29 protein-coding genes are annotated in these 21819 nt (G+C 58.8%); 9 read left to right on the forward strand and 20 right to left on the reverse strand.

What is annotated here, in order from left to right:
* Window positions 1-9: 9 nt before the first annotated feature.
* The 5 genes from pheS to thrS all read right to left on the reverse strand — a co-directional run bounded on the left by pheS (window position 10) and on the right by thrS (window position 4250).
* Window positions 10-1026: a phenylalanine--tRNA ligase subunit alpha gene (pheS, locus tag PspCFBP13509_RS25865; RefSeq protein WP_065927263.1), complete on the reverse strand. Its 1017-nt coding sequence runs from the start codon at window positions 1024-1026 to the stop codon at window positions 10-12.
* A gap of 109 nt (window positions 1027-1135) precedes the next feature.
* Entirely contained in the window at window positions 1136-1492 is a 357-nt protein-coding gene (gene rplT, locus PspCFBP13509_RS25870; protein WP_003174975.1) for a 50S ribosomal protein L20, read from the reverse strand.
* 29 nt (window positions 1493-1521) lie between these two features.
* Complete coding sequence (rpmI, locus tag PspCFBP13509_RS25875; protein ID WP_002553160.1) at window positions 1522-1716, reverse strand: 50S ribosomal protein L35; 195 nt, start codon at window positions 1714-1716, stop codon at window positions 1522-1524.
* 60 nt (window positions 1717-1776) lie between these two features.
* Window positions 1777-2328, reverse strand: a complete 552-nt coding sequence (gene infC, locus PspCFBP13509_RS25880; protein ID WP_015884933.1) for a translation initiation factor IF-3 — start codon at window positions 2326-2328, stop codon at window positions 1777-1779.
* Window positions 2328-4250, reverse strand: coding sequence for a threonine--tRNA ligase (gene thrS, locus PspCFBP13509_RS25885; protein ID WP_048719014.1), 1923 nt, complete (start codon window positions 4248-4250; stop codon window positions 2328-2330). The genes infC and thrS overlap by 1 nt, the downstream gene beginning before the upstream one ends.
* Window positions 4251-4617: 367 nt before the next feature.
* Here thrS and PspCFBP13509_RS25890 point away from each other — a divergent pair, with 367 nt between their 5' ends.
* Window positions 4618-4932 (forward strand): hypothetical protein, encoded by a 315-nt coding sequence (locus PspCFBP13509_RS25890; RefSeq protein ID WP_027604109.1) that lies wholly within the window; start codon window positions 4618-4620, stop codon window positions 4930-4932.
* A gap of 289 nt (window positions 4933-5221) precedes the next feature.
* A complete protein-coding gene (locus PspCFBP13509_RS25895; RefSeq protein ID WP_003234260.1) occupies window positions 5222-5434 on the forward strand; it encodes a cold-shock protein in 213 nt (70 codons plus the stop codon).
* 73 nt (window positions 5435-5507) lie between these two features.
* Here the strand turns inward: PspCFBP13509_RS25895 and PspCFBP13509_RS25900 are convergent, their stop codons facing one another.
* Entirely contained in the window at window positions 5508-5828 is a 321-nt protein-coding gene (locus PspCFBP13509_RS25900; protein ID WP_137212874.1) for an I78 family peptidase inhibitor, read from the reverse strand.
* A gap of 142 nt (window positions 5829-5970) precedes the next feature.
* Window positions 5971-6276 carry a hypothetical protein gene (locus PspCFBP13509_RS25905; protein ID WP_065927262.1) on the reverse strand — a complete coding sequence of 102 codons (306 nt, stop codon included), beginning with the start codon at window positions 6274-6276 and terminating at the stop codon, window positions 5971-5973.
* A 154-nt stretch (window positions 6277-6430) separates the two neighbouring features.
* Here PspCFBP13509_RS25905 and PspCFBP13509_RS25910 point away from each other — a divergent pair, with 154 nt between their 5' ends.
* The gene (locus tag PspCFBP13509_RS25910) at window positions 6431-6643 is read left to right on the forward strand and encodes a hypothetical protein (protein WP_027604106.1); all 213 of its coding nucleotides are present in this window, start codon (window positions 6431-6433) and stop codon (window positions 6641-6643) included.
* 26 nt (window positions 6644-6669) lie between these two features.
* Here PspCFBP13509_RS25910 and PspCFBP13509_RS25915 read toward each other — a convergent pair whose 3' ends face one another.
* Genes PspCFBP13509_RS25915 through PspCFBP13509_RS25945 form a run of 7 tightly spaced genes read right to left on the reverse strand, consistent with a single transcriptional unit; the run spans window position 6670 to window position 13637 of the window.
* Window positions 6670-7698, reverse strand: coding sequence for a nucleoside hydrolase (locus PspCFBP13509_RS25915; RefSeq protein WP_027604105.1), 1029 nt, complete (start codon window positions 7696-7698; stop codon window positions 6670-6672).
* A gap of 26 nt (window positions 7699-7724) precedes the next feature.
* The gene (gene rbsD / locus PspCFBP13509_RS25920) at window positions 7725-8129 is read right to left on the reverse strand and encodes a D-ribose pyranase (protein ID WP_065927260.1); all 405 of its coding nucleotides are present in this window, start codon (window positions 8127-8129) and stop codon (window positions 7725-7727) included.
* Window positions 8126-9043 (reverse strand): ribokinase, encoded by a 918-nt coding sequence (rbsK, locus tag PspCFBP13509_RS25925; RefSeq protein ID WP_137212875.1) that lies wholly within the window; start codon window positions 9041-9043, stop codon window positions 8126-8128. The genes rbsD and rbsK overlap by 4 nt, the downstream gene beginning before the upstream one ends.
* A 23-nt stretch (window positions 9044-9066) precedes the next feature.
* On the reverse strand, window positions 9067-10089 hold the full coding sequence (locus PspCFBP13509_RS25930) for a LacI family DNA-binding transcriptional regulator (RefSeq protein ID WP_065927258.1): 1023 nt from the start codon (window positions 10087-10089) through the stop codon (window positions 9067-9069).
* A 3-nt stretch (window positions 10090-10092) separates the two neighbouring features.
* Window positions 10093-11070 (reverse strand): ABC transporter permease, encoded by a 978-nt coding sequence (locus tag PspCFBP13509_RS25935; RefSeq protein ID WP_065927257.1) that lies wholly within the window; start codon window positions 11068-11070, stop codon window positions 10093-10095.
* Complete coding sequence (locus tag PspCFBP13509_RS25940) at window positions 11067-12620, reverse strand: sugar ABC transporter ATP-binding protein (protein ID WP_137212876.1); 1554 nt, start codon at window positions 12618-12620, stop codon at window positions 11067-11069. The genes PspCFBP13509_RS25935 and PspCFBP13509_RS25940 overlap by 4 nt, the downstream gene beginning before the upstream one ends.
* Before the next feature lie 57 nt (window positions 12621-12677).
* Window positions 12678-13637 (reverse strand): sugar ABC transporter substrate-binding protein, encoded by a 960-nt coding sequence (locus PspCFBP13509_RS25945; RefSeq protein WP_027604099.1) that lies wholly within the window; start codon window positions 13635-13637, stop codon window positions 12678-12680.
* Between the two features lie 555 nt (window positions 13638-14192).
* Between PspCFBP13509_RS25945 and PspCFBP13509_RS25950 the strand changes: the two genes are divergently transcribed.
* From PspCFBP13509_RS25950 to PspCFBP13509_RS25960, 3 genes are all read left to right on the forward strand, one after another.
* Window positions 14193-15281, forward strand: a complete 1089-nt coding sequence (locus PspCFBP13509_RS25950; RefSeq protein WP_010209102.1) for an asparaginase — start codon at window positions 14193-14195, stop codon at window positions 15279-15281.
* A 191-nt stretch (window positions 15282-15472) separates the two neighbouring features.
* Window positions 15473-15724, forward strand: coding sequence for a DUF1654 domain-containing protein (locus tag PspCFBP13509_RS25955; RefSeq protein ID WP_174562738.1), 252 nt, complete (start codon window positions 15473-15475; stop codon window positions 15722-15724).
* A 4-nt stretch (window positions 15725-15728) separates the two neighbouring features.
* On the forward strand, window positions 15729-16418 hold the full coding sequence (locus tag PspCFBP13509_RS25960; RefSeq protein ID WP_027604097.1) for an endonuclease: 690 nt from the start codon (window positions 15729-15731) through the stop codon (window positions 16416-16418).
* A gap of 30 nt (window positions 16419-16448) precedes the next feature.
* Here PspCFBP13509_RS25960 and PspCFBP13509_RS25965 read toward each other — a convergent pair whose 3' ends face one another.
* The gene (locus tag PspCFBP13509_RS25965; protein WP_065927254.1) at window positions 16449-16814 is read right to left on the reverse strand and encodes a penicillin-binding protein activator LpoB; all 366 of its coding nucleotides are present in this window, start codon (window positions 16812-16814) and stop codon (window positions 16449-16451) included.
* Window positions 16815-17076: 262 nt separating this feature from the next.
* Here PspCFBP13509_RS25965 and csrA point away from each other — a divergent pair, with 262 nt between their 5' ends.
* From csrA to PspCFBP13509_RS25980, 3 genes are all read left to right on the forward strand, one after another.
* Window positions 17077-17271, forward strand: a complete 195-nt coding sequence (gene csrA, locus PspCFBP13509_RS25970) for a carbon storage regulator CsrA (protein WP_027604095.1) — start codon at window positions 17077-17079, stop codon at window positions 17269-17271.
* A gap of 212 nt (window positions 17272-17483) precedes the next feature.
* On the forward strand, window positions 17484-17729 hold the full coding sequence (locus tag PspCFBP13509_RS25975) for a hypothetical protein (RefSeq protein ID WP_027604094.1): 246 nt from the start codon (window positions 17484-17486) through the stop codon (window positions 17727-17729).
* A gap of 101 nt (window positions 17730-17830) precedes the next feature.
* Window positions 17831-18127, forward strand: a complete 297-nt coding sequence (locus tag PspCFBP13509_RS25980) for a hypothetical protein (protein ID WP_137212877.1) — start codon at window positions 17831-17833, stop codon at window positions 18125-18127.
* Window positions 18128-18146: 19 nt separating this feature from the next.
* Here PspCFBP13509_RS25980 and PspCFBP13509_RS25985 read toward each other — a convergent pair whose 3' ends face one another.
* From PspCFBP13509_RS25985 to PspCFBP13509_RS26005, 5 genes are all read right to left on the reverse strand, one after another.
* Window positions 18147-18824 (reverse strand): HAD-IA family hydrolase, encoded by a 678-nt coding sequence (locus PspCFBP13509_RS25985; RefSeq protein WP_065948013.1) that lies wholly within the window; start codon window positions 18822-18824, stop codon window positions 18147-18149.
* A 133-nt stretch (window positions 18825-18957) separates the two neighbouring features.
* On the reverse strand, window positions 18958-19404 hold the full coding sequence (locus tag PspCFBP13509_RS25990; RefSeq protein ID WP_065927252.1) for an anti-virulence regulator CigR family protein: 447 nt from the start codon (window positions 19402-19404) through the stop codon (window positions 18958-18960).
* Window positions 19405-19466: 62 nt separating this feature from the next.
* Window positions 19467-20072, reverse strand: coding sequence for a pyroglutamyl-peptidase I (pcp, locus tag PspCFBP13509_RS25995; RefSeq protein ID WP_065927251.1), 606 nt, complete (start codon window positions 20070-20072; stop codon window positions 19467-19469).
* A gap of 7 nt (window positions 20073-20079) precedes the next feature.
* A complete protein-coding gene (locus PspCFBP13509_RS26000; protein ID WP_065948012.1) occupies window positions 20080-21030 on the reverse strand; it encodes a DUF979 domain-containing protein in 951 nt (316 codons plus the stop codon).
* Window positions 21027-21743 carry a DUF969 domain-containing protein gene (locus PspCFBP13509_RS26005; RefSeq protein ID WP_065927249.1) on the reverse strand — a complete coding sequence of 239 codons (717 nt, stop codon included), beginning with the start codon at window positions 21741-21743 and terminating at the stop codon, window positions 21027-21029. The genes PspCFBP13509_RS26000 and PspCFBP13509_RS26005 overlap by 4 nt, the downstream gene beginning before the upstream one ends.
* Window positions 21744-21819: the final 76 nt, after the last annotated feature.

The raw sequence follows: 21819 nt of genomic DNA on the forward strand, positions 1-21819 counted from the left end.
TCGTTACGACTAGCGAAATTGCGCGAGGAACCGCAAGTCGTTGTCGAAGAACAGACGCAAGTCGTTCACGCCGTAACGCAGCATGGCCAGACGCTCAACGCCCATGCCGAAGGCAAAGCCCGAGAACTCTTCCGGATCGATCCCGGACATGCGCAGCACGTTGGGGTGAACCATGCCGCAGCCCATCACTTCCAGCCAGCCAGTCTGCTTGCAGACGCGGCAGCCTTTACCGCTGCACATCACGCATTCCATGTCGACTTCTGCGGATGGCTCGGTGAACGGGAAGAATGATGGACGGAAACGCACCGCCAGCTCTTTCTCGAAGAACACTCGCAGGAACTCTTCGATGGTGCCCTTGAGGTCGGCGAAGTTGATGTCGCGATCAACCAGCAGGCCTTCGACCTGGTGGAACATCGGCGAGTGGGTGATATCGGAGTCGCTGCGGTACACACGGCCTGGGCAGACAATGCGGATCGGCGGCTTGTTCGCTTCCATGGTGCGGACCTGTACCGGGGAGGTATGGGTGCGCAACAGCATGTTTGCATTGAAATAGAAGGTGTCGTGCATCGACCGGGCCGGGTGATGGCCTGGGATGTTGAGCGCCTCGAAGTTGTGATAGTCGTCTTCGACCTCAGGGCCTTCGGCAATGCCGTAGCCGATATGGGTGAAGAACTGCTCGATACGTTCCAGAGTCCGGGTGATCGGATGCAGACCGCCCGAGGCCTGGCCACGACCAGGCAGGGTTACATCAATGGACTCGGCGGCGAGTTTGGCTGCGAGATCGGCCTCCTCCATGGTCGCCTTGCGCGCATTGAGCACCTCTGTGACACGCTCCTTGGCAACGTTGATCAGCGCGCCGAATTGCGGGCGCTCTTCAGCCGGCAAATTTCCCAGGGTCTTCATCACCTGAGTCAATTCACCCTTTTTGCCAAGGTAGTGAACCCGGATTTGCTCCAGGGCATTGATATCTTCAGCGCTTTGCACAGCCTCAAGAGCTTGAGCGACGAGCGCGTCCAGGTTTTCCATGTACAGACTCCAGATACAAAATAGGGGAAGAGCTTGAAGGCTCTTCCCCTATTTATGACGTTTACCACCTTGGGCTACAGGCGCAGCCCAGGGTGACTGTCGGGGGTACTTAAGCCAAGGTGGCTTTAGCTTTCTCGACAATCGCAGCAAACACCGCTTTTTCGTTCACGGCCAGTTCAGCCAGAACCTTACGGTCGATTTCGATGGACGCTTTTTTCAGGCCAGCGATGAAACGGCTGTAAGACAGACCGTTAACACGTGCACCAGCGTTGATACGAGCGATCCACAGAGCGCGGAACTGACGTTTTTTCTGACGACGGTCGCGGTAGGCGTATTGGCCTGCCTTGATTACCGCTTGCTTGGCAACACGGAATACGCGTGAACGCGCGCCGTAGTAGCCTTTAGCGAGTTTCAGAATTTTTTTGTGACGTTTACGGGCAATGACGCCACGCTTTACACGAGCCATGAGTTACTTCCTCTATTCTTGATCCAAAATTAACGAAGGCGCAGCATGCGCTCGACTTTTGCCACGTCAGACGGATGCAGCAAGCTGCTACCGCGCAGTTGACGCTTACGCTTGGTCGACATTTTGGTCAGGATGTGGCTCTTGAAAGCGTGCTTGTGCTTGATACCGTTAGCAGTTTTCAGAAACCGCTTAGCAGCACCACTTTTAGTCTTCATCTTTGGCATGTTCGGATACTCCGCATTCAGTTGATAAACATAATCAGAAGGCCTGCCGTGCCCTGTTGATTACTTCTTCTTTTTCGGGGCGATGACCATGATCAGCTGGCGTCCTTCCATCTTAGGATGCTGTTCGACCGAACCGTACTCGAGCAGGTCAGCTTCAACCCGCTTGAGGAGTTCCATCCCCAGCTCCTGGTGGGCCATCTCACGGCCGCGGAATCGCAAGGATACCTTGGCCCTGTCCCCATCACTCAGGAAACGTACCAGGTTGCGCAGTTTTACCTGGTAATCCCCTTCCTCCGTCCCTGGACGAAACTTGATTTCTTTTACTTGAATCTGCTTCTGGTTCTTCTTCGCCGCGGCAACCTGCTTCTTCTTTTCGAAGATCGACTTGCCGTAGTCCATCACCCGGCAAACGGGTGGGATTGCATCGGCGGAGATTTCCACCAGGTCCAACTTGGACTCTTCTGCAATACGAAGCGCTTCATCAATCGAGACGATGCCAATCTGCTCGCCGTCAGCGCCAATTAACCGAACCTCGCGTGCCGAGATATTCTCGTTGATCGGGGCTTTCGGTGCAGCTCGTTTATCTTGTCTCATTTCACGCTTAATAATAATTACTCCGAATCTGGGCGACCACGCCGGGAAACCGCTTGCGCGAGGAACTCAGCGAACTGGGCGACGGGCATCGAGCCCAGGTCAGCACCTTCACGAGTACGCACAGCGACAGTCTGCATCTCGACTTCCCGATCTCCGATAACCAAAAGATAGGGAACCTTGAGCAAAGTATGCTCGCGGATTTTAAAGCCGATCTTTTCATTTCTCAAGTCGGACTTGGCACGAAATCCGCTTTCGTTGAGAGTTTTTTCAACTTCAGCAGCAAAATCCGCCTGTTTATCAGTGATATTCATGATCACTGCCTGAGTCGGAGCCAGCCACGCAGGGAACGCACCCTCGTAGTGCTCGATCAGGATACCGACGAACCGTTCGAACGAGCCCAGGATCGCCCGGTGCAGCATAACCGGGTGTTTACGACTGTTATCTTCGGAGACGTATTCGGCTCCCAAACGGATCGGCAGGTTAAAATCGAGCTGCAAGGTACCACATTGCCAGACACGGCCAAGGCAATCTTTCAACGAGAACTCGATCTTCGGCCCGTAGAAGGCCCCCTCACCCGGCTGCAGATCGTACGCAAGGCCCGCACTGTCTAGCGCTGCGGCCAGGGCCGCTTCGGCGCGATCCCACAGTTCGTCGGAACCGACGCGTTTTTCCGGACGAGTGGACAGCTTCATCTCGACTTCGGTAAAGCCGAAATCACGATAAACGTCCATGGTCAGCTTGATGAACGCGGCGGATTCGGCCTGCATCTGCTCTTCGGTACAGAAGATGTGGGCGTCGTCCTGGGTGAAGCCGCGTACCCGCATGATGCCGTGCAACGCACCCGATGGCTCGTTACGGTGGCAGGCACCGAACTCGGCCAGGCGCATCGGCAACTCGCGATAGCTCTTCAGGCCTTGATTGAACACCTGCACGTGGCATGGGCAGTTCATCGGCTTGATGGCGTAGTCGCGGTTTTCCGACTGGGTGGTGAACATATTGTCGGCGTAGTTGGCCCAGTGCCCGGATTTCTCCCACAGGCTGCGATCAACGACCTGTGGGGTCTTGATCTCCAGGTAACCGTTGTCGCGCTGAACCTTGCGCATGTACTGCTCGAGCACCTGGTACAGGGTCCAGCCGTTCGGGTGCCAGAACACCATGCCCGGCGCTTCTTCCTGGAGGTGGAACAGGTTCAGGCGCTTGCCGATCTTGCGGTGGTCGCGTTTTTCGGCCTCCTCAATGCGCTGGATATAGGCGGCCAGCTGCTTCTTGTCAGCCCAGGCAGTACCGTAGATGCGTTGCAGCTGCTCGTTCTTCGCGTCGCCGCGCCAGTAGGCACCGGACAGCTTGGTCAGCTTGAAGGACTTGAGGAAGCGCGTGTTCGGCACGTGGGGACCACGGCACATATCGACGTATTCTTCGTGGTAGTACAGGCCCATGGCCTGCTCGTCCGGCATGTCTTCCACCAGGCGCAGCTTGTAGTCTTCGCCACGCGCAGTGAACACGTCGATCACTTCGGCGCGCGGAGTGACTTTCTTGATGACGTCGTAATCTTTTTCGATCAGGGCGTGCATGCGCTGTTCGATAGCGGCCAGATCGTCCGGGGTGAAAGGACGCTCGTAGGCGATATCGTAATAAAAGCCTTCGTCGATGACCGGGCCGATCACCATCTTCGCAGTCGGATACAGCTGCTTGACCGCATGGCCAATCAAGTGCGCGCAGGAGTGGCGAATGATCTCCAGCCCCTCTTGATCCTTGGGCGTGATGATTTGCAGGCTGGCATCGGAGGTGATCAGGTCGCTGGCGTCAACCAGCTTGCCATCGACCTTGCCGGCCACGGTGGCCTTGGCCAGGCCAGCACCAATGGATGCGGCGACCTCGGCTACGGAAACCGAATGATCGAATGAACGTTGACTGCCGTCGGGAAGAGTAATAGTTGGCATGGCGCCTCCTCTCCTAGTGGTGACCCCTACCAAAGGTCACGTGGGTTGGGATGAGCCAGTACAAGATCCAACACCAGGCCGTTCAGTGATGAACGCCTGCCTTACAGCGGCAGGAGCCTTTCGGCCAACCGATAATCGAACCACAGTGACTGGAGTGAGCTGAAAAGAAACATGGCAAGGCGGCAAATGGCGCGCCCGGAATTAGCCAGGCCGAAGATGCTAGCACAGATGAACGGTCATCGCGCCGGCAGTATCCGCTGCAAAGACAAATTCCAGCCTTTATAGCTGCAAAAGTGAACTTGAGCTGTACGCCACACCTCAAACCCACTGAGAATCGCCGTTCGTCCTCGAATCAAAGGAGCATCCCATGATGCGTTTTACCTCGACCCTCGCTTTCGCCGCTACCCTGAGCCTCCTTTCCCTCGGCGCGCAGGCTGCCGCTCCATCCAATTGGCCAGCCGGTGCCCGTGACAGTTTCGTCAGCGACTGCAGCGCGGCCGCCAGCCAGAACGTAGACGTCAAGACTGCCAAGGCCCACTGCGAATGTGGCGCCGACAAGATCAACGCCGAATTGAGCACTGCGGAAATCAAAGAGCTCATGACTAACCAGAACGCCAGCCCGGAGCTTAAAAACAAGGCAGTCGCGGCTATTTCGTCCTGCAAAGTCGTGAAGAAAAAGTAAGATCGGGCCTTGATCAGACGGCCGTTTTGGCAGGAAAACAGCCTGAAAACTGCCATTTCGCACAAATTACGCAGCTTTTACGGCTTTTTTTACCAGCTGATATTTCGCGCCGAAGCCCCGTAGATCGGGGCTTTCAGCCGACACAAGTAGCAAACGCAACGCTATTGATTAGCAAACAATGCCTTGGGGGGGCTCCCAAGCCGAACATTTCGACTATGATAGCCCAGTGTGCCCAGTTGGCCTGAGCAGCACAGCACTACTGAAAATATATGTTTCTTGGAGATACACCATGTCTAATCGCCAAACCGGCACCGTTAAATGGTTCAACGATGAAAAAGGCTTCGGCTTCATCACTCCTCAAGGTGGCGGTGACGACCTGTTCGTACACTTCAAAGCTATCGAAAGCGACGGTTTCAAAAGCCTGAAAGAAGGCCAAACCGTTTCCTTCGTGGCTGAGAAAGGCCAAAAGGGTATGCAAGCTGCACAGGTTCGCGGCGAGTAATTCTCCGCTGAGCTAAAAAAACCCCGTCCATGTGACGGGGTTTTTTATGGGCGTTGCAAAAGCCTGGAAACGATCAGCCGCAATTAACGCGTGTGATCACCAGTTTGTCATCGGTGTTCAGGTTCAGTCGGTCGGAGCGGTATTCCAGCGTGATCATATCGTTGGGCTTGAGGATCCGCGCGTTCTGTGCGCCAGCACGGGTACGGGCCTGCTCCAGCAACTGCGGCGAGGCTTTCTGGCCAATGCTGAATTCGGCGGCCTTCGACTCACAGCGGCTATGACCGGCATCGGTCACGGCGGCGTCTTTGGCTGGCTCAGAGGCACCCGGGGTGCTGCAACCCGCCAACGCGAGTGCTGCCAACAAAGTACCGAATGATGCGAGCTTCCAAGGCATGAAGCCTCCTATTGAAAAATGAACAGAGATCGTGCGACAGCGGTCTGGCTGATAGGTTTCAAAACGTAAACCGCCGATAGGTAAGTCTGCCCGACTATCAGCAGGCATTCGCCCGATCAATCGTGACCAAATATGAGCGCAATCAGTAGACGTCGATGTAATCAAACGGCGGCTTCGGCCAGTTCTGCTTCAGCGCATTGAAAATCTGTGTAACCCAGACCTCGTCGCTGGCCGCGACATTGCCGACATAACCGGAACCCTTGGCCCAGGTCTCCAGGCGGAACAGCAGGCCATCGATGTCAGTGCCTCCCACCACCCCAGAAGATATGTAGGCAATTCCGGCCCTGGTTACACGCAACTGGGTATGCTCGTCATCACTGGCACTGGCGATCAGTTGACGCACGGCGGCCAGTGTCAGGTTCTCGGGGTTATTCAAATCGATCTGCACGCGGGGTCCCCCGGCAATTAAACAGGAGGACAGTGTCGCACAGCACCTGCTTCATGCCTAAGTAGCAGTGCCAAACCCCGCGCAAAATGATTAACTGCGCCGGTTAGAGCCGCGTTCCAGCGCATTGCCCAGCATTTCAATCCGTGAGACTTCCATGACCACCGTAACGCTCCAAGCCGACATCAAAGCCAAATGGCCCCAAGGACAAAGTTCCTACAGCCCAGGAAGCCCGGAGGAACTGGCAATCATCGGTATCGACCTGCTGGTCAAGGAACTCGGCACCCAGGCGGCACAGGCGTTCATCGGCCAGGTATTCGAAAAATACCCGGCCGATCACATGGGGGCACCAGACCCCGAGCGCGAATAAGAACCGGCTGGCGAACGTCGACCGGGTTACTTCAAGCGTGCCAGGCGCTCGGTGAGCAGATCGAAGAAGCCCTGGGCGTCGCCGTTCTCAACCCAGAACACATTTTTTGTCTGCTTCAGGCCGTCGTACCAATCAACGATGGTCTGGCCGAAGGTCGGGCCTTCGCGGCTGTCCACCACCATATTGGCCTGACGCCCTGTGAACAAGGACGGCTTGAGCAGATAGGCGATGACAGTGGCATCATGTACCGGGCCGCCCGGGATGCCGTAGTGTTCCATATCGCCCTTGACGTATTCATTGAGAATATCGCCGACGACCTTGCTCGCGTTGTTGTTGATGTCGGCGATCTTCTTCAGGCGCGCCTCGCTGGTCAGCACCTTGTGGGTCACGTCCAGCGGCAGGTAGGTCAGCTTGACGCCACTCTTGAGCACAATCTCGGCTGCAATCGGATCGGCGAACAGGTTGAACTCGGCAACCGGGGTGATATTGCCGCCGTTGAAGTGCGCGCCCCCCATCACCACCACTTCCTTGATGCCTTGGGTGATTTCCGGGTCCTGGGTCAAGGCCAGCGCCAGGTTGGTCTGCGGACCGAGCATGGCAATGGTGATGCTGTGAGGCTTGGCCGCACGCAGGGTCTTGATCAGGTAATCAACGGCGTTGCCTTCGGCCAGGCCCTTTTTAGGCTCATGGACGGTGACGCCGGAAATACCTTCTTTGCCATGGATGTTCTCGGCATAGATCGGTGTGCGCAACAGCGGCTTGGGTGCGCCGGCGTACACCGGGATTTCTTCACGCCCGGCCCACTCGCGGGCCAGGCGCGCGTTACGCGAGGTCTTGTCCAGGCGCACGTTGCCGGCGACGGTGGTCAGTGCACGAATGTTCAATTCGTCCGGGGAAGCCATGGCGAAGAGCAAGGCCACCACGTCGTCGGCACCTGGGTCGGTGTCGATGATCAAGTCGATTTTTTCCGCCGCTTGGGCGCTGGCAGCAGTGAGTGCGGACAAAAGCAGGACACTCCGAAACAGGTTTTTCAGGGTTGGCAGACCACGTTGCATAAAACACTCCTTGTCGTTGGGAAACTCTAGAAGGTTACGCCGGAGACCAGCGCGATATTGCAGTAAGGCTGGCACTCGCCGGTACGCACGACAGCGCGCGCGCTACGGCTCAGTTGCTTGAATTGTTCATGGCTGAGCAGACGTCGCTCGCCGAGGGCGGCCTGTTCAGCCAAAGCGTTCAGCTCCGTCAGCGCGGGTGGCTGCTTGAGCAGGATTTCTTCCGCCAGTACGTGGCTTTCCACCTGCATTTCACTGAGCACGATACGCAAGGTGCTGATGAAGTCGGGAATGCCCTGGGTCAGCGCCAGGTCGATCAACTCGACCCCGGGCGGCACTGGCAGGCCGGCGTCGCCGATCACCAGGATGTCACCATGGCCCAGGGATGCGATCAACCGCGACAAGGCGATATTGAGCAGAGGCGTCTTTTTCATAAAAACACAAAACCTTGAACGTCATGCAGCGTAGGAATGGAGGGTTGCGCACCAGCACGGGTGACTGACAAGGCTGCCGCGACCTGGCCGAAACGGATGGCCTCGGCTTCACTTTTGCCACTGGCCAGTGCTGCGGCAAAACCACCGACAAAGGTATCGCCGGCAGCGGTGGTATCCACCGCCTTGACCTTGGGCGCCACCAGGTGCTCAAAGCCCTGGCCATCGGCAAACAACGCACCTTGGGCACCCAGGGTAATAATGACTTTGCCAGCTCCCGCCTGGATCAACCGTGTCGCCGCGACCTTGGCACTGTCGAGGGAGTCGACTGTCACGCCGCTCAGTGCGCTGGCTTCGCTTTCGTTGGGAATCAGGTAGTCGACCGAGGCGTACCAGTCGGCGGGCAACGGGCCGCTGGCCGGCGCCGGGTTGAGGATCACGGTCTTGCCCAGTTCACGACCGCGCTTGAGGGTGTAGCCCACGGTATCCATCGGCACTTCCAGCTGGCAGATAATCACATCGGCAGCCTGCAGCACCGCATCGGACGCCTGCAGTGAGGCGGGTGTCAGCTCGCCGTTGCTGCCGGCAACGATCACAATCGCGTTCTGGCTGCTGTCGTCCACCACAATCAAGGCCACGCCACTGGAACCGTCCACGGTGCTCACCGCCTGGCAATCGATACCTTCCACCAGCAAGGCGCCACGCAGTTCAGTGCCATAGGCATCGCTACCGACACAGCCGATCATTGCCACATCCGCACCCAGTCGCGCCGAGGCCACTGCCTGGTTGGCGCCCTTGCCGCCAGGCACCGTGGAAAACGTCTGGCCGACCAGGGTCTCACCGGCACGGGGCAGCCGACTCGCGCGGGTGACCAGGTCCATGTTCAAGCTGCCTATTACCACTACTTTTGCTGGCATACATCAGTACTCATCAATTCGGTTCAGCGGTATTGGGCGAACACACCGGCGACGGGCGCCGTCGATTCACGCAACACGATGCTCGGCGTCACGATGCGTTGATCGATCGGCAGTTGGGGGGTTGCAATTCGTCGCAGTAAAAGCTCGGCCGCGGTCTCGCCCAGTTGCAGGATCGACTGCCCGACCGTGGTCAGCGCCGGGTACACGTAGCGGCCCATTTGAATGTCATCGAAACCGATCACCGACAGTTCACCGGGCACGCGGATATTGCGCTCCGCCGCCGCGCGCAACACGCCGAAGCCGATCATGTCGTTGCTGGCAAAAATCGCGCTGGGCGGGTTCTGCGCCAGCAATTGCACGGCAGCAGCATAACCGCCGGTGCTGGTGAAGTCGCTTTCCTGGATGCGATCGGCCACCACCGCCACACCGGCTTCATGGAGCGCACGCTGGTAACCCGCCAGGCGCATTTGCGCGACGCGGGTGTGGGCCGGGCCGCCGATGCAGGCGATGTCCCGATGCCCCAGCTCAAGCAAGTGCCGGGTCGCCAGGTAGGCGCCCTCCTCGTGGTCGATGCGTACCAGGTCGACATCGATGCCATCCAGAGCCCGGTCGACAATCACCATGGGCGTGCGCACGGCGCTCAAGCCTGCGGCGAGGCCGCTGTCATCACCGCCTACCGAAGTCACGATCAAGCCATCGACGCGCTTCTCCAGCAACACCCGCAAATAGCTGCGTTGTTTTTCCGCGTTGTCGTCGGAGTTGCAGAGAATCACGCAGTAGCCGTTACGCTCACAATAATCCTCGATGCCCCGGGCCAGCTCGGCAAAATACGGGTTGAGGCTGTTGGGCACCAGCAATCCGATGGTGGCCGTGGTCTTGGCCTTGAGCGAACGCGCGACGGCACTGGGCACGTAGTCGAGCTGTTTGATCGCCGCTTCAACCTTGATCCGTACCGGCTCGCTCACCGGGCGCGTCTTGTTCACCACATGGGACACGGTGGTGTAGGAAATACCTGCAATCGCGGCCACATCCTTGATCGTTGCCATGGTTCAGCCTCGCCGACTGGCACGACGGCTGCGATAAGTATCCAGGACCACGGCGATCACGATCACGGCACCGGTGATGATGCGCTTGGTGGGCTCCGTGGCACCGATCTGCGCCAGGCCGGCGGCCAATACCGAAATAATCAACACACCGAAGAAGGTACTGATCACCGAACCACGCCCGCCCATCAGGCTGGTGCCGCCGATCACCACTGCGGCGATCACTTGCAGCTCGAGGCCGGCACCGGCATTCGGGTCTGCCGCTTCCAGGCGCGAAATCTGGAACAGCGCCGCCACACCGGCCAGCAGGCCCATAAGACTGAACACCAGAATCTTGTACGGCTTGGGATTGATCCCGGCCAGGCGTACGGCTTCTTCGTTGGTGCCGATACCGATCAGGTAACGACCGAATACGGTGCGGGTCAATACCAGCTGGGCGGCAATGATCACCAGCAAAGCGATGATAAACGACGGCGAAATGCCGAAGGCGATCGGGTTGGACAGCCAGGCAAACGAATCGCCGATATAGGCCGTGCGCGAGCCGGTCATCTGGTACGCGACGCCACGGGCCATTTCCAACACGCCGAGGGACACGATAAACGATGGAATGCGCCAGGCCACCGTGATCGAGCCGGTAATAGTGCCGGCCAACGCGGCGCAGCCCATGCCGAGCAAGGCAGCCGGCAAGACACTCCAGCCCCACCCGAGAATCGCCACGCTGACCGCCGATGCCGCCAACGCCAATACCGAGCCCACCGACAGGTCGATACCGCCGATGATCAGGATGAAGGTCATGCCCACCGCCAGCACCATCAGGTCAGGAATCTGGTTGGCCAGGGTGCTGAACGTGTCATAGGACAGGAAGTGATCACTGAGCACCGAAAACAGCGCGATCATCGCCAGCAATGCACCGGCCAGCCCCAGGTAGGTGCCCAAGCCGTAGAAGTTGCCGCCGGTTTTACCGGGGGAAGTTGTTAGTTTCATGGGGTATCCCTAAGCACTGCGTCGTTGAGCAGCGCATCACGTTTCTGATAGCCGGCAAAGGCGGCGGCGAGCAATTCGTCCTGGGTCCAGCTGTCGCGCTCGAAGGTCTCGATCAAGCGCCCGGCGGACAGCACGCCGATGCGGTCGCAGATCAGCATGAGTTCACGCAGGTCGCTGGACACCACCACCAGCGCCTTGCCCTGGCGAGTCAATTCACCCAGCAAGGCATAAATATCGAACTTGGCACCGACATCAATGCCACGGGTGGGCTCGTCGAACAGCATCACCGAGCAGTCGCGCTCCAGCCAGCGGCCGATCACCACTTTCTGCTGGTTGCCACCGGACAGTTCGGACACCAATTGCGCCGGGCTGGAACTGCGGATCCGCATGGCATCGATCTGGCGCTTGGCCAAGGCAGTTTCATCGCGGCTATTGACCAGGCCGCCAGCGGAAATTTCCGGCATGTTGCCCAGTGCGATATTCGCACTGATCGACTGGGTCAGCAGCAGCCCTTCGCCCTTGCGGTCCTCGGTGATCAGGGCAATGCCATGACCCACGGCATCCACCGGCGAGCGAATATTCACCACCTGGGCCGGCGAACCCAAAGCCACAGTGCCGCTGTCGGCCAGGTCGGCACCGAAGATAAGCCGCAGTAACTCTGTACGACCGGCGCCGATCAGGCCGGAGATGCCATATATCTCACCGGCACGCACTTCAAAGGATACGTCGCGGACTTTGTCCGAGCGGGTCAGGCCCTTCACGGTCAGGGCTGGGCCGCCGATGTTGCGCGGCCCCAGGTCGATGTGTTCTCCCAGCTCCCGGCCCACCATCAAGGTGACCAGTTGTTCGCTGTTGTAATTGGCCATCGGCTCGACGCAGACCAGCTTGCCGTCGCGCAATACCGCAATGCGCTGGGCGACACGGGCCAGTTCTTCGAGCCGGTGCGAAATATAAATGATCGCCACGCCCCGGGCCTGCAGGCGGGTGATTTGCTCAAACAGCATCTCGACTTCGCGGGCCGTGAGCATCGCGGTGGGCTCGTCGAGGATCAGCACATGGCAGTCGCCGATCAGGTTGCGGGCGATCTCGACCATCTGTTGATGGCCGATGCCGAGGCTACCGACCAGAGTGTCCGGGTCGATGGCGTCCAGGCCGACCTGGGCCATGGCCTCGATCGCGGCTTTGCGCAATTGCTTGCGGCTGATCCAGCCACAGTGGCTGGGCAGGTTATCCAGAAACAGGTTTTCGGCCACGGTCAGCGTCGGCAGCAGATTGAGTTCCTGCATGACCATGCGCACGCCCAACGCTTCAGCCTGGGTACGGCTGGCCGGACGGTAATCCTGCCCCTGGAATTGCATGTGCCCGGTGGTCGGGGTGACCAGCCCGCCGACGATCTTCGACAAGGTACTCTTGCCCGCGCCGTTTTCACCGGTCAGCGCCAGTACTTCACCACGGTTAAGCGTGAGGGTAATGTCGGCCAGAACCGGTTGGGCATAGGTCTTACCGATACCGCTGACCGAGAGGACAGCGTTCGGAGCGGAAGATGACATAGGAAAATCTCCAGGCGTCCGCCCAGGACGGGCGGACGCTGTTGGGTGCTGCCAGGATTACTTCTTGAGGACGAGTTCGACCGGGGTTTCGATCATGCCATCCTTGGCATCGACTTTCTCACCCTTGACCAGCTTGAGGGCGTTCTGGATACCGAACACCGCTTGCTGCGCAGCCGCCTGGTCGGCGGTCGCCAGAACACGACCGTCCTGCAGCATCGGCTTGATGGCGTCGATGTTGTCGTAACCCACCACCAGCACCTTACCGGCCTTGCCTGCAGCACGTACGGCGGAGACTGCGCCCAGGGCCATGTTGTCGTTACCGGCCAGCAGCGCCTTGAGGTCCGGGTGTTCGCTCAGCATGGCCGAGGCCACTTTCTGGCCCTGGTCAATTTCCCAGTTGCCGGATTGGGTGGAAACGATCTTCATACCGGCAGCGTCCATCGCATCCTTGAAGCCCGCGGTGCGCTGCTGGGCGTTGGTGGTGGTCGGTACGCCTTCGATAATGCCGACCTTGTCGCCGGCAGCCAGTTGCTTGGCCAGGTAGTCGCCCACCAGTTTGGCGCCTTTGCGGTTGTCGGGGCCGACGAAGGGAATATCGAGGTTTTTGCTTTTCAGCACGTCCGGGTCCAGGCGGTTATCGATGTTGACGATCTTGATCCCGGCTTTAGAGGCATCCTCCAGCACTTTTACCAGTGCCTTGGAGTCAGCAGGCGCGATAACGATGGCATTGACCTTGGCCAGGATCATCTGCTTGACGATACCGATTTGCGCGCTGGTATCGGTTTCGTCCTTGATGCCGTTGGTGATCATGTCGAAATCGGCGGCGTGATCTTTCTGATACGCCTTGGCACCGTCCTGCATGGTCACGAAAAATTCGTTGGCGAGGGATTTCATCACCAGGCCGACCTTGGGTTTGGCGGCAGCGTCATCAGCGAATGCAGGGGAGAAAGGTAAGGCGGCGGATGCGGCAGCAAGCACAGCGACAGCAAGAAGACGTCCAGCGAATGGCAGCTTCATGGGTTCACTCCGATCTTATGATTATTGTGAGCAACGCGTGCACCGAAGTGTGCTTCGGCGGCCCTCCCACCCGGGTGGCTGATACGAGCTGACAGGAGACTCTAATCAAGGGTCTCATGAAACATCTCGCAAACGTTTGCGTTAGCCAAACTATGAGAACCTTGTCGAGATTTGTCAACGGTAGAACATGGCCTTTCATGCAAGACCTCCAGCCCCGGCTCTCCCGTCCTGCGAAGGCCGCTCTTAAACATCTGCCACGTTCGGTCGTTCTCTGAAACGACAGGTTTTGGCGCGGCACTCAGGATTCTTTCGTCATAACTTTCGGACAACCGAACGCCACACCTCAGGTTGTTCGGAAAGCCGGACATCCAGCAAGCAAAACCTCATCGCTCAATCAATAAAAATTTATATATATCAACAAGTTAATTTATATGCTCGAACATATTCGGCATGGTACAGATCCTGCTCCTACACAGCGCCTGGAGGCATTCAGCAATGCCCAGGTGTTCTAGATGAACCTGCTACAGCACTCATCAAAAACCAGAGAGAAAAATAATGAAATCTGCATTGAAGAACTTTGTTCCGGGGGCGTTGGCCCTTCTGCTGCTATTCCCCGTTGCCGCCCAGGCAAAGGAGGTTGAATCCAAGACCAAACTGTCCAACGTGGTGATCCTCGCCACCGGCGGCACCATTGCCGGCGCCGGCGCCAGCGCCGCCAACAGTGCGACGTACCAGGCTGCCAAAGTCGGTATCGAGCAATTGATCGCCGGTGTTCCTGAGCTTAGCCAGATCGCCAATGTGCGTGGCGAGCAAGTGATGCAAATTGCGTCCGAAAGCATCAACAACGAGAACCTGCTGCAACTGGGTCGCCGCGTCGCCGAACTGGCCGACAGCAAGGACGTGGACGGCATCGTGATCACCCACGGTACCGACACCCTGGAAGAGACCGCCTACTTCTTGAACCTGGTGGAAAAAACCGACAAGCCTATCGTGGTGGTCGGCTCCATGCGCCCAGGCACCGCCATGTCGGCCGACGGCATGCTCAACCTGTACAACGCCGTCGCCGTGGCCGGCAGCAAGGATGCACGCGGCAAAGGCGTACTGGTGACCATGAACGACGAGATCCAATCGGGTCGCGACGTCAGCAAGATGATCAATATCAAGACCGAAGCCTTCAAGAGCCCATGGGGCCCGCTGGGCATGGTCGTTGAAGGCAAGTCCTACTGGTTCCGCCTGCCGGCCAAGCGTCACACCATGGACTCGGAATTCGATATCAAGAACATCAAGAGCCTGCCCGATGTTGAAATCGCCTATGGCTACGGCAACGTGAGCGACACCGCCTACAAGGCACTGGCCCAGGCTGGCGCCAAAGCCATCATCCACGCAGGCACCGGCAATGGTTCGGTGTCATCCAAAGTGGTTCCTGCGCTGGTGGAATTGCGCAAACAAGGTGTGCAGATCATCCGTTCTTCCCACGTAAATGCCGGGGGCATGGTGCTGCGTAATGCCGAACAGCCGGACGACAAATACGACTGGGTCGCCGCCCTCGACCTGAACCCGCAGAAAGCGCGGATTCTGGCAATGGTCGCCCTGACCAAGACCCAGGACAGCAAAGAACTGCAACGGATGTTCTGGGAATATTGATTCCTGCTGACATCTCTGTAGGGGCGGGTTTACCCGCCTCTACCTCCTGCGTAAATCCCGCAACCAACACCTCCCCGCCTTACATCAACTCGCCTAAATCGCCGTCAGACGAACTTATTGAATTTTAAGCAGTTGCGAAATTGCCTACAGTTAAATACTGTATGCACGTACAGCTTATTAAGGAACACTCCGTGGCAAAGTCCTCTTCCGCAGCCCTAACCCCACCTGATGCCTACGAACGCCTGGCCATTCGTGTGCAAAAGATCATCAACTCCACCAACGCCCAAAAAGCCAAGGCAGCCTTGATCTTCCGCTTGCCGGACGAGCCAGAAGACGAGTGGCAGCGCTTGCTGGAGGAAATCGCGGAGAACGACAACGTCACCCTCGCCTATCGGGATGACGGCGGCGTGCAGATTTTCTGGGTTGTGCCGAAGGAAGATTGATTCAATGAGTGCCCGTTTTATTGCAGTGTGCTGCCTGCTTTTTGCTGTCACTGCCCATGCCCAGGCGCCCCGAACCTTCAGCGAAGCCAAAAAGGTCGCCTGGAAGCTGTACGCGCCACAATCCACCGAGTTCTATTGCGGCTGCAAATACACCGGCAACCGCGTTGACCTGAAAGCCTGCGGCTACATCCCACGCAAAAACGCCAACCGTGCCGCGCGCATCGAGTGGGAGCACATTGTTCCGGCCTGGCAGATCGGACATCAGCGCCAGTGCTGGCAGGACGGCGGACGCAAGAACTGCACCCGCCATGACGACGTATTCAAGCGTGCCGAAGCGGATCTGCACAACCTGGTGCCGAGCATCGGCGAGGTCAATGGAGATCGAAGTAACTTCAGTTTTGGCTGGCTGCCGGTGCAAAGCGGGCAGTACGGTTCGTGCCTGACCCAGGTGGATTTCAAGGCCAAGAAGGTCATGCCGCGCCCGTCCATTCGCGGGATGATCGCACGCACGTATTTCTACATGAGCAAGCAGTACGGCTTGCGCCTGTCGAAACAGGATCGCCAGTTGTACGAAGCCTGGAACAAGACCTATCCGGTACAAGCCTGGGAGCGCCAGCGGAACCAAACGGTGGCGTGCGTGATGGGGCGCGGCAATGAGTTTGTCGGCCCGGTTAACCTGAAAGCCTGCGGTTGAACAGGGGCGGCAATGCCGCCCAATCAGCGGTTACTGCGCGGCCTTGTGCTCGATGATCTCGGACACCGTGTCAGTTTTCTTGGCCCGCGCCATCTTCTCGTTGAGCAGCGTCTGCTTGGCCTCGGCCTCGGCCCTGGTTGCAAATGGCCCCAGCAGCACTTCGTCCTTGCCGTCGACCTTCACGATGTAAAAACTGAACCCGTGTTCGAGCAACCAGGCGGTCAGGTCGGTGATTGCCTGCAGCTTGTGGTCCGGCGGGCCTACTCGCAGGTCCCATTCCTGGGCAGCAATCGCGCCGGTTTGTGGCTGGCTTTCGGTTACGGCAGGCTTGGCCTTGGGGGCATCGACGCTTTTGCCTTCACCGCAACCGGCCAATGCCAACACCGCAATTGCCATCGCTACTTTACGCACTGCCCTGCTCCTTCAACGGATAAAGAGGCGACTTTATCATTCACTGTCTATTCTGGCCGTCATAAACGTTGGCTTAAACAATGCGAATGATGTATCCCAGACCTGTATGATGCCGCCATGGGAATTAATGTCGCCTCTATGCGTCCTAAAAGAGGCAGTCACAGGGACGCGCTTAGCAGTAAGCTACACACATACGACACCTGCCCTGTCTGAACATGTGTCCTTAAAAGTAATCAAGGAGAAGTCCATGCTTATACTCACCCGCAAAGTCGGTGAAAGCATAAACATCGGTGATGACATTACGATCACCATCCTGGGCGTCAGCGGCCAGCAAGTACGAATCGGCATCAACGCACCCAAGGATGTTGCCGTGCATCGCGAGGAGATTTACCAGCGCATCCAGGCCGGTCTGTCCGCTCCGGACAAAAACCAGACGCCTTGAAGCGCCCTCAGTAGCCAGCCCTTTCGTTCACTGTAACGGCTGGCGAAAACCTCTTTGCTCTGCTTTTGTCTCTGTTGCGCGAAGCGCTTTTTGCCGCATGCCCATCCATGCATCAAGATGAAACTATCTTCACGCCTGGAACTTATTACACCCTTTGCAACCGAATCCTCTGACTGATATCCCGCCATCCGTGTGCACTTAGGAGCACGTCGATGCTGCCAGGCAATGCCCAGCCATTTTTCTCCAGATCCTGGATGATCGCCCTGCTGACGGGGCTGGTCTTTGTCGGCTTGGAATATGGCCTGAAGCTTGAAATAGAGGGCGCCGAAGCGCCCCGTTCGCGGCTGGACCTGGTACTCCTGCTGTGTGGCTACCTGTTCATGTTCTGCCTCAAGCCCATCCAGATGGCCGTGCAGCGCAAGTTGTGCCAACGCATCGTGCGCAAAACCGTACGCTGACGCCCACCCCCGATTCGCTTTCAGATCGCTGGTATTTACAGCCTCGCAGCAGGACCTATCCTTGGGTGTGTTTGCACAGTCAGTAGAAGGTGCCGGTACAGATGGACACGCTCACTAAAACCCAAATCGAATCTGAATTGGCAGCCCGCCTGCCCAGCTACACGGTCACCTGTACGCTGCACGCCGACGGCACCCTCTCGGCCGTGCTCAGCGGTCCGGAGACCGACCACTTCGCAATCACCGGAATCGTGCGCGCGCATTATCGCGGTGCCGAAGCGATTGCCCGGCTCGCCAACGAGATTCTCAGGGAGATGGTGCTGTCACGCCAAGGCATGCGCAGTGATCGAATGCAGGCGTCGCCTGATCCAGCCACCCGCGAAACAGGCCGAGCCCGGTAGCCGGCTCGGCCTTGCTGCGTCAGCCCGTCGCGCGCGCCAAGTACAGCAAGCCATCAGCGCTGCGTTGCACCTGCAGCTGTTCATACCCATCGATCGAAGGATGCTCCGTCGCCATGGGCTTGAGGTGCGTCGAGGTCACGACCATCACATCCGCGCCAGCCGCCTCCCCTGCACGGATCCCCACCGTCGCATCCTCAAACACCAGGCAATCCTGCGTTGACACCCCCAGGCGCTGCGCACCGAGCACATAACAGGCAGGGTTCGGCTTGCCGATAGCCACGTCTTCAGCCGTGACCAGCACCGCTGGCGGTGTAATACCTGCCGCTTGCAGTCGACGCAACGCCAGTTCCCTGGGTGCAGAGGTGACCAGCGCCCACTGATCGCCGGGCAAGCGGTTCAGAAACTCGACGGCACCGGCAATCGCAACGACACCTTGCACATCATTGATTTCAGCCTCGGTAATCCACTGCGCTTCAACCTCCGGGTCGACGCCGGGCAAGGCCTGGCGCGTGATGGTGTCGATCGCCCGGGCGCCATGGATCGTGGCCAGGAACGTCGCCACCTCCAGCCCATGGCGTTCAGCCCAGATGCTCCATACCCGCTCGGCCGCGGCAATCGAATTGAGCAGAGTCCCATCCATATCGAACAGAAAGGCGCGGTAAGGGCGGGTAAATACGGCTGAACCTCGGATGGACACTGCGGGGTTTCCTCGTGAGCTGAAACGAATAATCGACGCAATGCAATCTACGGATCACCTGGCGGCTTGTAAACGCCAACGACGCCGGCAATAACACGGCGGCGTCGAGCGCCATGCGGGCGACACCGCCAGCTCAATCGAGGGCGCCATTGAGGACTTCGTAGATGATGCCCGTCGCGATGGCCACCAGTATCAAGTCGGTGCCCGCCTGCTGCCACTCGTACCCATCGTAATGGGGCAAGCGGCCCAACAAACGCCCGTCCAGTTTCTTGGCAATGCCCGGCGGCAGCGGCTTGCCGCGGGCCAGGTTCTTCTGGATGCCAGGCGGCAAGGCGGGCCCCGGGCTCCAGTAGTCGCGATAACCGCCCAACACATTCAGCACGCTGCCACGGTCTACACTGGGGCCGCGACTGCCTGCTGCACCCTTGCCCTTGGGCTTGTCATGCCCCTGTCCGCCGTGACCATTGCCTTTATCGTTGCCTTGCCCCTTGCCATTGCCTGGATCAGCCAGGGCCATACCGCCAGCGGCAAACAACACAAGCGAAAGCGCAACAGACACGAATTTCGGGCACTTGATCATGGCGATTATCCAACACAGGAATGTAGCTGAACTGTAGTCGAGGTTATCGCACCCGTGGGACGTCAACTCACCTGACCGCCCACTTCCAGCACATCCACCGGGGTATTCCACGCCGTCGACACCGCGGTGCGCAGCCCATCGACCAGGCCCGCTCCCAGCTGGTTCGGCACGTGGATAAAACCACTGCGTACACCGGTGCCCGCGAGTTCGTGCTGCAAGCGGTAGAACACCTGGTTGCACACGAATGTGCCCGCCGTCTGCGATACCGACACCGCAATCCCTGCCTCGCGCACCGCCCTGGCCATGGCCTTGATCGGCAGCGTCGAAAAGTACGCCGCCGGGCCGCCGACCACCACCGCCGTGTCGATGGGCTGCTCCCCCAGATTATCGGGGATGCGTGCATCGTTGACGTTGATCGCCACCCGCTCGATGGATATTTCGCTGCGCCCGGGGGCCAACCCAGTGGCGATGACCATCGCCGGACGCAGTTCACTGATCAGTTGGAGCAGGCATTCACCCGCCGTGGCAAACGCACAGGGCAATCGGCGCGCAACAATGCGCACATCATCGTCGAGTTGCACGCCATCCAACTGGCGCACCGCTTCCCAGGAAGGATTCACCAGGTCTTGATCAAAGGGCTCGAACCCCGTCAGCAATACAGTTCGCATCGTCGCCTCACATCAACACATAAAGCAGGACAATATTGACCACCAGCATCATCAACGCGGTCGGCAGTTGCGCCTTGATCACCGCGTTCTTGTCCGGCAACTCCAGCAACGCCGCCGGCACGATATTGAAGTTGGCCGCCATCGGCGTCATCAGCGTACCGCAGTAGCCGGAGAACATACCGATGGCGGCCATCACCGCCGGGTTACCGCCGTAGATACCCACCAGCACCGGCACGCCGACGCCCCCGGTCATCACCGGGAACGCCGCGAAGCCATTGCCCATGATCACCGTAAACAGCGCCATGCCCAACACGTACACCATGACCGCCACCAACTTGAAATCCAGGTTGATGTAGGTGGTGGTGACATGGGCGACAGCCGTGCCGACACCGGCTTCATTGAACAGCAGGCCAAGCATCGCCAGCATCTGCGGCAGCACCATGGCCCAGCCCAGGGCCTCGGTGAGTCGCCGGGATTCGCGCAAGGCTTGCACCGGGGTATCACGGGTCAGCCAGCACGCCAGGCCGAGGGCGATCAGGCAGCCGATGCCGAGGGACACGAAGGTGGTGTTTTTCGGATCCAGCAGCGGTACCCCGCCAATCTGGGTGTGCTTGAGCAAGACCGAACCGATCACGGTGGTCAGGGGGATCGCCAGCGCCGGGATAAACAGCTTGTGCCCGAGGCGGCCGGCACTGGCGCGCGAAGCCTTGTCATGCAACTCAGCATGGGTGCCACGGCCGACGCCGCCCAGGCCGGCGATCAGCGCCATCACCACCACTCCCGCACCGACCACCACCGAGGGCAGGCGCTCCCCCACCAGGAACGGGATGGCGAACAGCAGCCAGAACAGTGCGCTGGACCAGCGCTTGGGATGGGTTCGATCCAACAGGATCATGCCGGCGGTGATCAGCAGCAGGACCCCGGCGAGCCAGTACAGGTATTGGATAGAGATGATCATAGCGCGGCCTCCACAGGGGTCGCGGCGGTCGTCATCTCGCGGGTCAGTCTTCGGTCAAACCGATGAAGTCGGAGCGCGTGAATGATAAAGGCGCAAATCGCCGTAGGAATACCCCACACCGCAATGTGCAGCGGCTCCACATCAATCCCCGAACCGAGCAGGAAGGTATGCATCAACGCAATCGCACCAAAGGCGACGAAGATGTCCTCACCAAAAAACAGGCCGACGTTATCGGTGGCGGCGCACATGGCCAACACCTTGTGACGCAGTTTGTCCGGCAGTTTGCCGTAGCGCTTTTCCGCCGCGCCTTCGGCCATCGGGGCCAGTAGCGGGCGCACCATTTGCGGGTGCCCGCCGAGGCTGGTCAAGCCCATGGCTGCAGTGGATTCGCGTACAAACAGATAGATGATCAGCAGGCGTCCGACCGTGGCGCGCTCAAACCGCGCAATCCAGTTCTGCGCGTGCAGGCGCAAGCCGTGGCGCTCCAGCAAACCGATGACGGCGAGGGGCAACAACAGGATCAATTGCAGGGCGCGAGTCTGTAGGAAACCATCCCCCATAGTGGCGAGGATTTTCTCCAGCGGGAAGTGGGCAGCGAGCCCGGTGGCGATAGCTGCGGCGGTGACCACCAACAGCGGATTGAAACGCAAAACAAAGCCAACCACGATCACAAGTACGCCGATCAACGGCCATAAGTTCACAACAGTTTGCATGGCGGAGAGGTCCTTAAGTGCGCGCTGCGGCGCCATTACAGCAGGATGTGAACAAAGGGTTCACAGCAGGAAGTGG

Source organism: Pseudomonas sp. CFBP13509 (genome assembly GCF_005233485.1).
GTDB classification, from domain to species: Bacteria; Pseudomonadota; Gammaproteobacteria; order Pseudomonadales; family Pseudomonadaceae; genus Aquipseudomonas; species Aquipseudomonas marginalis.

Coding starts and splice junctions, on each gene's coding strand:
- PspCFBP13509_RS26000 (WP_065948012.1), bottom strand. CDS start 21,030: ATGATCATCTCTATCCAATACCTGTACTGGCTCGCCGGGGTCCTGCTG.
- PspCFBP13509_RS26005 (WP_065927249.1), bottom strand. CDS start 21,743: ATGCAAACTGTTGTGAACTTATGGCCGTTGATCGGCGTACTTGTGATC.
- PspCFBP13509_RS25960 (WP_027604097.1), top strand. CDS start 15,729: ATGAGTGCCCGTTTTATTGCAGTGTGCTGCCTGCTTTTTGCTGTCACT.
- pcp (WP_065927251.1), bottom strand. CDS start 20,072: ATGCGAACTGTATTGCTGACGGGGTTCGAGCCCTTTGATCAAGACCTG.
- PspCFBP13509_RS25935 (WP_065927257.1), bottom strand. CDS start 11,070: ATGAAACTAACAACTTCCCCCGGTAAAACCGGCGGCAACTTCTACGGC.
- PspCFBP13509_RS25975 (WP_027604094.1), top strand. CDS start 17,484: ATGCTGCCAGGCAATGCCCAGCCATTTTTCTCCAGATCCTGGATGATC.
- PspCFBP13509_RS25915 (WP_027604105.1), bottom strand. CDS start 7,698: ATGCAACGTGGTCTGCCAACCCTGAAAAACCTGTTTCGGAGTGTCCTG.
- rbsD (WP_065927260.1), bottom strand. CDS start 8,129: ATGAAAAAGACGCCTCTGCTCAATATCGCCTTGTCGCGGTTGATCGCA.
- PspCFBP13509_RS25965 (WP_065927254.1), bottom strand. CDS start 16,814: ATGGCAATTGCGGTGTTGGCATTGGCCGGTTGCGGTGAAGGCAAAAGC.
- PspCFBP13509_RS25980 (WP_137212877.1), top strand. CDS start 17,831: ATGGACACGCTCACTAAAACCCAAATCGAATCTGAATTGGCAGCCCGC.
- PspCFBP13509_RS25990 (WP_065927252.1), bottom strand. CDS start 19,404: ATGATCAAGTGCCCGAAATTCGTGTCTGTTGCGCTTTCGCTTGTGTTG.
- rbsK (WP_137212875.1), bottom strand. CDS start 9,043: ATGCCAGCAAAAGTAGTGGTAATAGGCAGCTTGAACATGGACCTGGTC.
- thrS (WP_048719014.1), bottom strand. CDS start 4,250: ATGCCAACTATTACTCTTCCCGACGGCAGTCAACGTTCATTCGATCAT.
- PspCFBP13509_RS25900 (WP_137212874.1), bottom strand. CDS start 5,828: ATGCCTTGGAAGCTCGCATCATTCGGTACTTTGTTGGCAGCACTCGCG.
- PspCFBP13509_RS25940 (WP_137212876.1), bottom strand. CDS start 12,620: ATGTCATCTTCCGCTCCGAACGCTGTCCTCTCGGTCAGCGGTATCGGT.
- PspCFBP13509_RS25950 (WP_010209102.1), top strand. CDS start 14,193: ATGAAATCTGCATTGAAGAACTTTGTTCCGGGGGCGTTGGCCCTTCTG.
- PspCFBP13509_RS25945 (WP_027604099.1), bottom strand. CDS start 13,637: ATGAAGCTGCCATTCGCTGGACGTCTTCTTGCTGTCGCTGTGCTTGCT.
- rplT (WP_003174975.1), bottom strand. CDS start 1,492: ATGGCTCGTGTAAAGCGTGGCGTCATTGCCCGTAAACGTCACAAAAAA.
- PspCFBP13509_RS25930 (WP_065927258.1), bottom strand. CDS start 10,089: ATGGCAACGATCAAGGATGTGGCCGCGATTGCAGGTATTTCCTACACC.
- PspCFBP13509_RS25910 (WP_027604106.1), top strand. CDS start 6,431: ATGACCACCGTAACGCTCCAAGCCGACATCAAAGCCAAATGGCCCCAA.
- csrA (WP_027604095.1), top strand. CDS start 17,077: ATGCTTATACTCACCCGCAAAGTCGGTGAAAGCATAAACATCGGTGAT.
- rpmI (WP_002553160.1), bottom strand. CDS start 1,716: ATGCCAAAGATGAAGACTAAAAGTGGTGCTGCTAAGCGGTTTCTGAAA.
- PspCFBP13509_RS25890 (WP_027604109.1), top strand. CDS start 4,618: ATGATGCGTTTTACCTCGACCCTCGCTTTCGCCGCTACCCTGAGCCTC.
- pheS (WP_065927263.1), bottom strand. CDS start 1,026: ATGGAAAACCTGGACGCGCTCGTCGCTCAAGCTCTTGAGGCTGTGCAA.
- PspCFBP13509_RS25895 (WP_003234260.1), top strand. CDS start 5,222: ATGTCTAATCGCCAAACCGGCACCGTTAAATGGTTCAACGATGAAAAA.